The 12894-nt window shown below is 52.0% G+C and carries 10 protein-coding genes and 1 pseudogene; 3 read left to right on the top strand and 8 right to left on the bottom strand.

Annotation, left to right across the window (positions count from 1 at the left end; translation table 11 throughout):
* Positions 1-57: 57 nt before the first annotated feature.
* The 7 genes from H627_RS0102305 to arfA form a co-directional block, all read right to left on the bottom strand.
* Entirely contained in the window at positions 58-1197 is a 1140-nt protein-coding gene (locus H627_RS0102305; RefSeq protein ID WP_027827623.1) for an ABC transporter ATP-binding protein, read from the bottom strand.
* 28 nt (positions 1198-1225) lie between these two features.
* A complete protein-coding gene (locus tag H627_RS0102300; RefSeq protein ID WP_027827622.1) occupies positions 1226-1444 on the bottom strand; it encodes a hypothetical protein in 219 nt (72 codons plus the stop codon).
* A gap of 3 nt (positions 1445-1447) precedes the next feature.
* Positions 1448-2113, bottom strand: coding sequence for a YesL family protein (locus H627_RS0102295; RefSeq protein WP_027827621.1), 666 nt, complete (start codon positions 2111-2113; stop codon positions 1448-1450).
* Between the two features lie 10 nt (positions 2114-2123).
* The gene (locus H627_RS0102290; protein WP_027827620.1) at positions 2124-2972 is read right to left on the bottom strand and encodes a carbohydrate ABC transporter permease; all 849 of its coding nucleotides are present in this window, start codon (positions 2970-2972) and stop codon (positions 2124-2126) included.
* 14 nt (positions 2973-2986) lie between these two features.
* Positions 2987-3907: a carbohydrate ABC transporter permease gene (locus H627_RS0102285; RefSeq protein WP_027827619.1), complete on the bottom strand. Its 921-nt coding sequence runs from the start codon at positions 3905-3907 to the stop codon at positions 2987-2989.
* A gap of 98 nt (positions 3908-4005) precedes the next feature.
* Positions 4006-5316: an ABC transporter substrate-binding protein gene (locus H627_RS0102280; protein ID WP_027827618.1), complete on the bottom strand. Its 1311-nt coding sequence runs from the start codon at positions 5314-5316 to the stop codon at positions 4006-4008.
* 47 nt (positions 5317-5363) lie between these two features.
* Complete coding sequence (gene arfA, locus H627_RS0102275) at positions 5364-6854, bottom strand: arabinosylfuranosidase ArfA (RefSeq protein WP_027827617.1); 1491 nt, start codon at positions 6852-6854, stop codon at positions 5364-5366.
* A gap of 313 nt (positions 6855-7167) precedes the next feature.
* Here arfA and H627_RS16645 point away from each other — a divergent pair.
* A pseudogene (locus H627_RS16645) lies at positions 7168-8067 on the top strand (ArsR/SmtB family transcription factor); the annotation flags it as partial.
* Positions 8068-8201: 134 nt separating this feature from the next.
* On the opposite strand, the gene H627_RS0102265 reads toward H627_RS16645, so the two are convergent.
* Positions 8202-9149, bottom strand: coding sequence for a hypothetical protein (locus H627_RS0102265; RefSeq protein WP_027827616.1), 948 nt, complete (start codon positions 9147-9149; stop codon positions 8202-8204).
* Between the two features lie 176 nt (positions 9150-9325).
* Here H627_RS0102265 and H627_RS16640 point away from each other — a divergent pair, with 176 nt between their 5' ends.
* A complete protein-coding gene (locus H627_RS16640) occupies positions 9326-11896 on the top strand; it encodes a beta-L-arabinofuranosidase domain-containing protein (protein ID WP_051225106.1) in 2571 nt (856 codons plus the stop codon).
* 100 nt (positions 11897-11996) lie between these two features.
* Positions 11997-12884, top strand: coding sequence for a magnesium transporter CorA family protein (locus tag H627_RS0102255; protein WP_027827615.1), 888 nt, complete (start codon positions 11997-11999; stop codon positions 12882-12884).
* Positions 12885-12894 lie beyond the last annotated feature (10 nt).

Here is a 12894-nt window from a genome sequence, read left to right as displayed (position 1 = left end):
GACGACTGCCCGTTGGCCTAGCCCGCTGAGGAGGTTGCGTGTTAAGCCTTTTATTTATTATGCTTCAGCGACAGTTGCCACCGGTTGTTCATAAATTGCATCGGTCGTTTCTTTGTCAAAGAAATGTGCTTTGTTCAGATCAAACGCCATGGTGACTGTGTCGCCTGGCTTGTGATAATCCCGGGCATCGACCCGCGCCACAAATTCAGTTTGATCAACCCGCGCATACAGCATGGATTCCGCGCCGAGCAATTCAGATACGACTACTTCAGTCTTCGCTGTGGCGTCGGGGAAGGTCTTGATGAAGGCTTCTTCGGCGTGGATGTCTTCGGGGCGGACGCCCAATACCAAATCCTTATCGTTATATCCTTGGTCCATCAACACCTTCAAACGGCCGTCAGGAACCCGCAAGTGGAGGCCTTGACCGTTTGAAATATACCCGTCCTTGAGGTGCCCATTAAAGAAATTCATCGCCGGAGAACCAATGAATCCGGCAACGAATTCGTTCTTCGGCCGATCATAAACTTCGGCCGGTGTACCGATTTGCTGAACTTTACCCATGGACATAACAACGATCCGGTCCGCCATGGTCATGGCTTCAGTCTGGTCGTGGGTTACATAGATGGTGGTTGTCTTTAACCGCTGGTGCAATTTGGCAATTTCTGCCCGCATCGTTACCCGCAACTTGGCATCCAAGTTAGACAGCGGTTCGTCCATCAGGAAGATCGGTGCATCCCGGACGATGGCCCGGCCCAACGCAACCCGCTGCCGTTGACCACCAGACAGAGCCGCTGGCTTGCGATCTAAGTAATCACTCAGCCCAAGAATCTGAGCCGCTTCCTCCACCCGCTTCTTGATGTCAGCCTTTTCGTATTTACGCAGTTTTAGACCGAAAGCCATGTTATCAAACACGGTCATATGCGGATACAGGGCGTAGTTCTGGAAAACCATGGCGATGTCCCGATCTTTGGGGGCCACATCATTCATGACTTGACCGCCGATTTTTAAATCACCTTTGGAAATATCTTCCAATCCAGCAATCATACGCAGCGTCGTCGACTTACCGCAACCCGAAGGACCAACGAATACGATAAATTCTTGGTCTTGGATGTGGAGATCAAAGTCGCCCACCGCATATTGATCTTCTGGGGCCGCGGGATAGTGCTTGTAGATGTGGTCTAAATCAACTTTTACCATTCAAGTAACTTCTCTCTGTTAAGAATTTTTAAACACCGGCGATATAACCGCCGACAAGCAATACGAGACTCACGATCAATAGCCAATTGGCGCCGTTACGCCAAATGGACCCTTTTTTCTGGACTAAGTTATGCCAATCCACCCGCTCTTCAACGGGCATGTGAAAGATTTGCCAGACATACCACACCACTGTCGTAATAGCCGTGATGGTGCCCGCACCGATCAGGCCAATTTCTAAACGCGGCATGCATCACACCTCCACATTCAGCTGCTGCTGAATCTGGTGCAGCGGCTTTTGCGTGATCAGCATAATACCCTGGATCACTAGCGGTACAACAATGAAGATAATGAATTGGGGAATGAACGAGAACGCCATGTAGATGAGGAACATCAAGGCAATCAAACAAACCGAATGCAAGGCATAGTGACCGGCCGCAAAGTAGGCCATCTTCAGACTATTCTTCACGTCGATCTGGAAGTACGACTGAATGCCGATCACCCAACTAAACGCCACCAGCGCAATGATGCTTAATACCAGCACCAAAGGCATAAATAGGCCGTTTTTCATAATGACATTGGCCCCATAGAGGTCTGCCGCCAAAAACAGGAAAACCAGCGTAAAGAGCAGGCCCAGCTTGATGTATTTCCATTTATTGACCCAGTAGTAGTGCCAATATCGCTTGGCGCCTTGAACGGCTTCATTGGTCCATTGATGGTCCCGCAGCAAGTCGCCCATCGCCCCCACTGCGGGATAGGCAATAATTAAAGCAATCAGATACAGCGGCGCGGTAATCACTGTAAAATGCACGGTGAACAAAAGGACCAATAGAAACACGTTCGTTAAGTAAAAACAGGCACTGCAGATCAGAAAGCGCCAGAACACGTTGATCAGGTCATAGACCACATTTTTCTTCATTGTTAGATTTCTATCCTTTCACCCCACCGACGGTTAACCCTTCGATGAATTGCTTCTGGTTGAGGACAAAGACGATCAGGATCGGTACGATGGACATGACACTGCCGGCGAAGAGCAGCTTGTAGTTATTCCCATAAGGCGTCATCGCTGACATTAAGCCGGCGGGAATCACGAAGTTCTCCGTTGACTTCATTACAACCAATGGCCACAGGAAGTCGTTCCACGCATTCATGGTGGTCAGGATAGTCATGGCCCCAAAAGCCGGCTTCATCAGCGGCACATAGATCTGCCAGAAAATCCGGAACTCACCGCAGCCGTCAATCCGGGCAGACTCGGCGAATTCCCGGGACAGGCCCATGCAGAATTGGCGGAAGAAGAAAATCGAAGACGCTGGCACGACATAAGGTAGAATGACCCCGGCATAACTGTCCATTAAGCCCAGCTGCGTCACTAACTTGTACAGCGGCAGCAGCAGAATAGACGGCGGCACCATCATCATGACCAAGACGAGGGCAAAGATGAATTTGCGCCCTTTGAAATCGTATTGGGCCAAACCGTAACCGACCATCGATGTAAAGACTAGAACGAGCACCGTTTCGACCACAGTGATGACCAAACTGTTCTTATACCAGGACCAGTAGATCCCGTTTTGATTGGTCCATAGCGACTTGTAGTTGTCGAAGTTCATCTTGCTGAAATCGATGTTGACGTTGATCCCGTTGGCGAAGATAACTGACACGTCTTTAAAAGACGATACGATCATAAAGTAGAACGGCACCATGACCAGGATAGCCAGGAAGACCATCAACAACACGCTGAGGGTAGTCTTGAGACGATTTTGTGTTTTAATACTTTCCATTTTCTCTCACCCTCCTAAGCTTCATCCTTGAACAGACCCATGGCTTTGGTCTGGACGGCATTGACGACAACCACGATAACGAACAGCGCCACCCCTAAGGTACACGAGTAACCAAAGTTGCCTTGGGAGAAGGCGGCTTTATAAATCAAGGTCACCAGCGTTGTCCCGACATTGTTCGGCGACTGGGCACCCCAGTATACGTATGACTCATTGAACAGGGAGAAACCGGCCATGATAGAAATGGTCAAGACGTAAATGGTGATCGGCTTGAGCATCGGGATCGTCACATACCAGAATTTCTGGAACGAATTGGCGCCATCCATGGAGGCTGATTCATAGAGTTCAGGGGAGATGCCTTGCAGGCCGGAGAGGAAGTAAATCATATTGACCCCCAGCCAGCGCCAGACCGCGATGACCACCAAGGCAAACATCGCAGTGTGCGAGCCGTTCAACCAATCCAACGGACCAGCCCCGAAGACATGCAGCAATTCATTAAATACCCCAGACTTTTCACCACTGAACGCATATTTGAAAATCAACCCAGCGATGACGGACGAAGTTAATACCGGCACAAAGTACACTGACCGGAAGAATCCTTTAAAGGGAATCCCTTTTTGATTCATGATATAGGCCAACAGCATCGGCAGCGGAATCAGAATCAGGATGGTCCAGAAGCCGTAACGGACAACGTTCCACAGCGCAGCATAGAAATCGCCGTCTTTGAACAATTGCTGATAATTGGCCAGCCCAATCCACTTGACGTCGCTGAACCCATTGACTTGCTGGAAGCTCATGATCACGGCACTAATAAACGGATATAACGAGAATACAAGAAACGAAATAATGAATGGCGAGACAAACAGGTACGGGGCAATTCGGTCCCACTTGATCCGCCGGACTTTGGGCCGTGAATCGGCATCTTCGTGATTGGTCACACCACTCACCTCCGAATTTGGCTTTTGCATAGTAAAGTCCTTTCTAAGACAATATGGAATTACCAGGCTCATCCCAGTAATTCCATACTGTCAATGTACTAGTTCAAGGAAGAATCTGCTTTTTCGAGCGCGGCTTTCGGCGTCATCTTGTCATGCAGCAAGGTTGACGGCATCGTGTTCTTCAACAGATAGTCTTGCAAGGCCGGAGATACTTTGGCGGTCTTGGTCACAGAATGGACATCCGGTTCCAATTTAACGAAGGTATCAAAGATATCTTTGCCGAAGTATTCGGTGTACTTGTTGTCAGCCTTCATCCGCTTGGAACTCCAAATATCATACCGGACGGGATCGAAGCCCAGCTTTTCCCAAATCTTGTACGCTTGGTCTTTGCTGGCTTTACCCCAAACAACGAACTGAGCCGCCAGTTTCTGATTCTTAGCCTGATTGGTGACCATTGTGCCAGTACCGCCGCCGCCAGCAGACCGGTAATCGCCCTCTTTAAAGACAGGGGTTGGTTCAATCGCCACTTTACCTTTCAGTTTCGGCATATTATCGGCCATCCGTTCCATGTACCAGGAAGGCATCGTCACGGAAGCCACATTGCCCTTGTTCATTTCAGCAAAGAACTGATCGTTATCCAGGCTGCCGCCAACGGCCGGCCGAGCAATCTTGTCTTTGTAAACCCAATTTTGCAGTTCAGTCAGAGCACGCACGGATGCGGGATTAGCCAAATCAGCTTTGCCGCTCTTCGTGACGTAATCGGCATGTTGTTGCGCAGTCATGGAGTCGAATTGGAAATAGGCGCTGTATTCAACTTCGTTCATCCACTTACCAGTCTTGGCCTTCACTTCTTTACCAGCCTTCACGTAGTCATCCCACGTCTTAATACTGGTCGGGTCAACGCCCGCCTGTTTCATAATATCGGTGTTGTAATAAGTGACCGTGGTCCCAACGTGATAATCCAGGCCGTAAACATTACCGTTCTTCGAGAAGTTGTCCAGCCGCGACTTGACCAGCTTGCCATCATACGGTTTTAATGCTGAATTCAACGGATAATACGGCGGCTTATCGGCTTTCAATTGTGTGGCTGCCTGTCCGAGTTCCACGTCCGCCAGATCTGGTGCGCCGGAACCGGATTGCATGGCCACCGTCAGCTTCTGGTTCATCTGATCGAAGGGCAGTACATTGACCTTCAAATCAATCTTTTGCTTATGCGTCTTGTTCCAAGACTTGGCGGCATCTTTCCAGAAATCCCCTTGGGCATCAACGAACGTCCACATGGTCATCTTGTTCTCACCATTGGCTGACTTGCCGCTGGCCGAGGAAGAATTATTGCCGCAGGCGCCCAAGCTCAACATTGTAACTGCTGCTAACGCGGCTAAGCCAAGCTTTTTACCAAACTGATTCATTGCAATACACCTCTCCTTAATTTTCCTTTTGATACATTAATATACCTTTACACCGCAATCTGTACCGTGTTCCAAGACAGCGGCGGCAATTCAATAGTTAAGCCTGGCGCATCCAGTGTGTACTTCGTATTGGGAGCAATATGCATAGCAGCATCCTGAGCTGTTTGCTTCGGCGCATAGCCGGCAAACTGCGTGGCCCCGGTGACCTGCTTGAAGTCGAAAGTGCCCGCATCCACATGGAGCTGCATGGGCGTATCTAAGGACTTGTTCACTGCGAAGACGGTGACTTGATTGCCGGCATCATTCAATACACCGATGCTGTCGAGGTACGATACGGTATGGAATTCTTTGGTGCTGTATGTCTCGGCGCTGGTAATCGGTGTTAGCACCGTGCCCCGCCCCATCGTCGACGCTTGCATGAACGGGTAGAAAATGCTCTGGGCCCATGCTTTGCCGTTATCATCGGTCATGATCGGCGCAATCACGTTGACCAGCTGGGCCAGACAGGCAATTTTGACCCGATCAGCGTGTTTCAGCAGCGTGATCAATAATGATCCCACAAGAATGGCATCTTCAAAGTTGTAAATATCTTCCAATAAGTGCGGATGTTCCTGCCAAGGTGCGGTTTCATCATCCTGCTGATTGGAGTGGTACCACACATTCCATTCATCCATGGACAGGTTGATTTGCTTCTTATTGTGTCTCCGGGCCTTAATTGCATCACACATTGCAACAACGCCGCTGATGAAATCATCAAAATCCAAGTTTTGGGCCAAATAATTCGGTGTGTCATCGTCCCGATTACCGTAGTAGCGATGCAGGGATAAATAATCCACATTGTCATAAGCAATGTTCAGTACTGTGTTTTCCCATTGCCCAAAAGTCGGCATGTCCAACGCTGATGAGCCGCAGGCAACCGTTTCAATGCTGCTGTCCACCCACTTCAAGGCTTTACTGGTTTCATTGGCCAATTTCCCGTAATCCGTGGCATCTTTGTGGCCAATTTGCCAAGGCCCATCCATCTCGTTGCCAAGACACCACGTCTTAATATTGAAGGGCTGGTCTGCACCATTCTGGCGACGCAGGTCACTATAGTAAGTACCCCTTGGAAAGTTGGTGTACTCGATCAGGTTGCGGGCGGCATCAATACCGCGCGTTCCTAAGTTCACCGCCATCATAGTATCCGCATTGACCTTTTTCGCCCATGCCTCAAACTCGTGCAAACCGAACTGATTGGTCTCCACACTGCGCCAAGCTAAGTCCAAGCGGCGCGGGCGTTGATCTTTGGGACCAACACTGTCTTCCCAATTAAACCCAGAAACGAAATTCCCGCCCGGATACCGAATGATCGGTACCTGCAAGTGCTTAACTAAATCAATGACGTCTTGACGAAAACCATCGGCGTCGGCACTCGGATGATCCGGTTGATAAATGCCGTGATAGACGGCTCGCCCCACGTGTTCAATAAATGAACCGAACAGGCGCGGATCAACCTTGCCCACGGTCGCGTGAGCATCCAGTGTCAAATTTCCCTTCATCTATGTCATCTCCATTCTCGAAAGCGTATGATGTCAATCCGGTAACGCAACACAGAGTGCTTAGTTGAGGGGAACCAAGCCTGTTCTCTACATTCCTGTTCCGGAAAGTGCTATGGTGTTTGCTAACTGAGGAGGTTAACTGTTTCCGCTTTCAAAATGAATGTTAACGCTTTAGAATATAAATGTAAACCCCTAATGCAAAGTTATTAAAAATAATTGCAATTATGTTACCCATAAAGGTATAATAATGACCGTAAGCAAGCATTATGGTCGAGATTGAATTACCATTACGGATAAGAAGAAGGATGAAAGTATGAAATTACCGCTAAACAAAGATGCATTACCCATTCTCTCGGCATTGGCGAGCGACACCCGCATCGCCATTATTGAACAGCTATCGAAGCGTAAAATGAACGTGGGAGAGTTAGCTGAGGCCCTGGGGATCAGCCAACCCGTCGCCGCCAAACACATTAATGTGCTGGCCAAGGCCGGGATCATTAAAACGCAGCGGCTGCCAGGCAAGCAAGGCGTGCAAAAGCAATCAGTTCTGCGGGTGGACAACATCGATATCGAGTTTCCCCGAAAGGTCAACTTGGCCTATGAATCAAGCACCATTTCGCTGCCGGTGGGCCAATATACGAGCTGCCACGTCACGCCAACCTGCGGGCTGGCTACGACCAAAGGCATTATTGGCGAGCTGGATGAACCCCGCTACTTCATGGATCCCCAGCGATTCGATGCTAGCATTCTCTGGTTCACCACCGGTTATGTTGAATACAATTTAGTCAATCCCATCAAGGATACCCAAAATCTGGAGATGATCGACATTTCGATGGAACTGGGGTCCGAGTTCCCCCAGGGGAATAACAACTGGCCCTCCGATATCACATTCTCTTTCAACGGCCAGGACATTGGTCTCTACACCAGCCCCGGCGATTTCATCGATAAGCGCGGCTACTATAATCCCGATTGGTACGATTCCGGCATCAACCAGTACGGCGTCAAAGTCACGCTGCGCATCACTAACGGCGGCTGCTGGATCAATGGCCGGCAAGTCAGCGAGTTTTCGTTTGACGACGTCGCCATCACCAAGCCCCTGTGGACCTTCCGCATTGCTGCTAAGGAAGATGCCGCCAACGCCGGCGGATGTACGTTGTATGGCAAGGGCTTCGGCAATTACGATCAAAACATCGAAGTGAAGTCCTACTACACGGACAAGGATGGCGATTCGCTCACCTATGACGAAGATCGCCAGACAAAACAAACCGAAGCCAACATGGGCATGCCCAACAACCTGGCCGAATAAAAAAATCACCGCCAACGGAAAATCCGCTGACGGTGATTTTTTTAAAACGGCGCAAGCAGCGCCGCCTCCAGCAAATAATGAGTGGTAATATCGGTCATGACGTGCTTCATGCTGAGCAGTTGGTATTTATAAATCCGCGGCACGTCGCCCCGGTCCAAAACCACCGTGACGTGGCGGCCAACAAATGGATTGAATAATTGCCATGTAAACGTGGACCGGCTCTTGCGGACTTGCCAATAGGTCGAAATTAGTCCGGCGTCGACAATCAGGTTCTGAATTACTTTTGCCCGCCGGCCGCGGACGCCCTTGGCTTGAGTCGCTTCCGCCAACGGCGTGAAGTCCATCACCTGATTGGCCGGGACGGCGGTGGCTTCCGGCCAGGCACTGCTCAGGGTATTGAGGTAGTGCGCCGCGGCAGCGTCGCTGATTTCTAATTGCAATAGCTTCTTGGGCGAAACGAACGATGTGACCGGCACATCCGGGATCGTGAGTCCTTCGGTTTCGCTAAAGAGACCCACTGCTGGATCAGTCCCTAACGGCGATAATGTAATCGCCTCCAAGATATCCGCGGCTTTGGCCCGCCGGCCCGTCCCATCAGCGGCCGTAATGGGGGTATAGAAAGTCTGAATGCTGACTTGGCCGCCGGCAATTCGAAAGCTGACGCCAAACGACAGGCACAGATAGGGATTAACGATCAGCCAGCGGTCATCTGCTTCGATTTTAGCAATGACCCAATAGTCGGGGATGAGATCCACCAGGACCAGAGCTTCCTGAACCTTAGCCAGTTGCTGGTGCTCCGTGCCAATCGTTCCTTGCACCCGAGAGACCGGTACGACTTGCTGATCGAGCCAGGTCAGGCCGAGATATTCCGCCCGCACCAGCGATTGGCGGACAGCCGCTACTTTTTCACTCCGATGATTGATCAAGCTCACGATCCATTTCGGCAACATCCCCGCGTCGTGTCGTTGCCCCATTGATTCCAGTCGCATAGCAGTACTCCCATCCATTACGGTTAATATACCGACTATGATACGCTATGTTGTCGAATGGGGCACGTTTTTAAGCAGAAAGGTGGCCGTGCCGGCCAGTTGACCCAGTGTAAAGGACGCGGTACGATGGGCGTCGAATACGTTTTCACTAAAAGTAAGGAGATGTTTACTAAAAAATGGTCACGAATACATTATTGTCCCGCTACCGCACGCCGGACCATTACCTTCAAGGCGCGGACATGGCCCGGGTGACCGTGACCGATCCCGGATTGCAGCACGCGGCGAAACTGGAAATCGCCTATCTGCTTAGTTTCGACCCCGCGCGCCTGCTGGTCGAGTTTCGCGCCACCGCAGGATTGCCCACCGGCGATGCAAAGAATTACGGCGGGTGGGAAAACGGCCCGGCGGCCGACCGCAATCCAGATGGGACTACCAGCCCCACCCGCTTCACTGGTCACTTTGTGGGCCACTATTTGTCTGCCTTGAACGAGGCCTGCACCGCAACGACTGCGACCCCCGAAGAGAAAAAGGCCCTGACGGCTAAATTGACCACCCTGGTGGACGGCCTGGCCGCCGCCCAAACGGCGTATGGTCAAGCGCATCCCGAATCAGCGGGTTTCATTCCGGCCTTTCCAGCAGCCGCCCTGCCCGATGGTGCGGATGGCTTGCTGGTGCCTTTCTACAACTTGCACAAAATTCTGCAAGGCCTGGTGGACACAGCGACGATGGGGCCGACGGAAACGATCCGGGCAACGTCGCTGACTGCGGCCAGCCGTTTCGCGGATTTCATCAATGCCTGGTACGAAGCGCATGCGGCGGTTGATATGCTCAAAACCGAATACGGTGGGATGAACGCGGCGCTTTATGAGTTGTTTGCCCTCACTGGCGACGATCAGCACGCAGCGGCTGCGCATCTGTTCGATGAAGTGCCGTTGTTTGCCCGCTTAGCGGATAACGAAGACGTGCTGCCGGGCTTGCATGCCAACACCACGATTCCGAAACTGATTGGCGCGCTCACGCGGTATGTCGTGTACACGGAGAATCCGCTGTATTATTTCCGCCTGTCTAACAAAGACCAGCTGGCTCTGGATATTCTGTATCGCCAAGCGGCCGAGAATTTCTGGCAGATGGTCATCGACCATCATACTTACGTCATCGGGGATAACTCGCAATCGGAGCATTTCCACTCCCCGGATGCGCTGTGGCAGGATGCCACGACCAACGGCACTGAAGACGGCGGGTATAACGATAATTCCACTTGTGAGACCTGCAATGCCCACAATATGCTGAAGCTGACCCGGCTCCTGTTTCAAGTCACCGGTGATGCCCGCTATTCGGAGTACTACGAGCATACCTTCAGAAATACGATCTTGGCTTCCCAAGATCCAGACACCGGCATGACCACTTATTTTCAGCCAATGCAAGCCGGGTATTCCCGGGTGTTCGGCGTTCCTGGCACGGGCTTAAACGGCAGCACCGCCCAAGGCGAATACTGGTGCTGTCAGGGGACCGGTATTGAGAATTTTGCCAAACTCAGCGATTCGTTGTACTTCATTGATGACCACGATGTGTACCTCAACATGTTTTTCAGCAGTACGCTGATATTGCCGGAACTGAATGCCAAAATCACGCAGACGGCAGACCTGCCCAAGCAGGCGGCCGTGCACATCACGATTGACCGGTTGAATCCTAGCCAGCCCCTGGCCTCGTCCCTGCGGCTGCACTTGCGGATTCCGGCGTGGGCCAATCATGACCTGATTTCTTTGACCGCCGGCGATTTCACCCGCACCGCCGAGGACAAACCGGCGGACGACTGGATCACCACTACTGTGAATGATGGCCCATTAGATTTGCTTTACACGATTCCGGCGGTCTTACGGGCGGTCGCCAGTCCGGATAATCCCAATTGGGTAGCTTTCCAATTCGGCCCCACGATTCTCGCCGGGGCATTGCCCACAGATCAGGACACCCCAGGAGATTACGCTTATGGCGGGGTGAAAGTCCGGGTGGCCAAGTTCTCCCAGACCGCCCATGCGGAAAGTCTGCTGGTCCCTAAAGACGGGTTTACTCCGAAGACATGGTTATCCGTGTTGGATGACCATGTGATCCGGGTGGACGATCCCGACGACGACCAGCCGCTCACGTTCAAGCTCCGCGGCTTGGCCCAGGGGAACGGCTTAATACTGCATCCTTACGCTGAGTTGAACCGCAACTTCTACGCAGTGTACTGGGCCCTCGCCCAAGCCGATTCCGATGCGTATCGCCTGATTCAAAAACAGGCGGCCGCCGCCGCAGCGGACGCCCGCCGGACCATCGACCGCCTGCTCCTCTTCGATAACAACAACGCCGAGGCCGGCAAGCACTATGCGGTCAGCGCCGACGCCACCGTGGGCAACTACGCTGGGCACACCTATCGCACTGCCGGCAGCAACGGCTGGTTCAGCTATAACCTGCAAGTGGATCCGGACAGTGCGGTCAATTACTTGGCTTTGCAGTTCAACACGGCCGACGCCGGTCAGCGGGCGGTCATCGCGGTGGGCGGTGCTTCGATCGACACTGTGACCGTCAGTGCTGAACCAGCGAACGGATTCTATTGGGCCTATCTGACCCTGCCGGATGACGTGCTGGCGTTGGCCGACGCCACTAATCTGGGACCGCACACGGTGACGGTGCAGTTGAATGGGACTGGTGAAACCACGATGCCGCGACTGTTTGGGATTAAGACATTGAGAGAAAAGCCAATTTAATAGAATTAATGTACCCCGACTCGCTGTCCCAATTAGGGAATAGCGAGTTTTTTCAAATGTGCGATAATAGATTTATTGTTTTATTTGGGGGAGGAGTACCATGACGACCGAGGACACATTTCACTGGCAAATCATTAACGGCAAACAACCCGCGGAGCAGACCTTGCTGCGCACGAAATATCACATTACCGAAGAAGTGATCACTTACGCCCTGGACGAGGACGAATCGCCCCACGCGGAGCTGGACCGGGCGACGGGGACTTTCTTACTCATTTACAATGTGCCCCGGAACCAGCCGGAGGATGACGTCTATGACGCGCCGCTAACGTTCATCATCAAGGGCATGACGCTGCTGGTGGTGGACAACGGGACGACGCTGCGGGTATCGGATAAATTGTACCGGACGCTGGCGCAGACTGATACGACGTCCCCGTTCAGCGCTCTGTTCACCTGCTTGGTCAAGCTGACTGACATGTTTGCACCATTAGTGCAAACCGTGGACAACGAGCGCAAGGCAATCGTGCCTGAACTGCGGCGGCATACGACCAAGAAGGCTCTGCTGCGGCTGTCTGACTTGAGTCTGCGGGCGGACTATCTCAGCCGCTCTGCCAAGCAGAACACGATGGTGCTGCGCCAGGTCCATGCCCATCCGATTTACCAGCGTTTCACGGTCGGGGAGGAAGAACAGCTGGCCGATGTCGTCATTGAAGCGGACCAGGTTTTGGAGATGGCGGAGCTGTCTTCCCACACTTTGGATCACCTGTCCCAGACGTATGATTCAATCTTGAACAATAATTTGAACGACGTGATGAAATTCATGACAGTTTGGAGCCTGCTGCTGACAGTGCCGACGATTGTCACCGGATTCTATGGTATGAACGTGCCGTTGCCGGCGCAGCATAGTCCCTGGGGCTGGATCATTACCATCGGCATCACGTTAGCGCTCTGGCTGGTGATGGGTGCCTTCCTGCACCGCTGGATGAAATGACGAATCCCGC

It is taken from the genome of Schleiferilactobacillus harbinensis DSM 16991, from assembly GCF_000425885.1.
In the GTDB taxonomy this organism is placed as follows: Bacteria; Bacillota; Bacilli; order Lactobacillales; family Lactobacillaceae; genus Schleiferilactobacillus; species Schleiferilactobacillus harbinensis.
This window is presented reverse-complemented; position numbering and strand designations above follow the sequence as displayed.

What these genes read in the sequence shown, in the direction of transcription:
- H627_RS0102305 (WP_027827623.1), bottom strand. Translation starts at nt 1,197, where the DNA reads ATGGTAAAAGTTGATTTAGACCACATCTACAAGCACTATCCCGCGGCC.
- H627_RS0102300 (WP_027827622.1), bottom strand. Translation starts at nt 1,444, where the DNA reads ATGCCGCGTTTAGAAATTGGCCTGATCGGTGCGGGCACCATCACGGCT.
- H627_RS0102295 (WP_027827621.1), bottom strand. Translation starts at nt 2,113, where the DNA reads ATGAAGAAAAATGTGGTCTATGACCTGATCAACGTGTTCTGGCGCTTT.
- H627_RS0102290 (WP_027827620.1), bottom strand. Translation starts at nt 2,972, where the DNA reads ATGGAAAGTATTAAAACACAAAATCGTCTCAAGACTACCCTCAGCGTG.
- H627_RS0102280 (WP_027827618.1), bottom strand. Translation starts at nt 5,316, where the DNA reads ATGAATCAGTTTGGTAAAAAGCTTGGCTTAGCCGCGTTAGCAGCAGTT.
- arfA (WP_027827617.1), bottom strand. Translation starts at nt 6,854, where the DNA reads ATGAAGGGAAATTTGACACTGGATGCTCACGCGACCGTGGGCAAGGTT.
- H627_RS0102265 (WP_027827616.1), bottom strand. Translation starts at nt 9,149, where the DNA reads ATGCGACTGGAATCAATGGGGCAACGACACGACGCGGGGATGTTGCCG.
- H627_RS16640 (WP_051225106.1), top strand. Translation starts at nt 9,326, where the DNA reads ATGGTCACGAATACATTATTGTCCCGCTACCGCACGCCGGACCATTAC.
- H627_RS0102255 (WP_027827615.1), top strand. Translation starts at nt 11,997, where the DNA reads ATGACGACCGAGGACACATTTCACTGGCAAATCATTAACGGCAAACAA.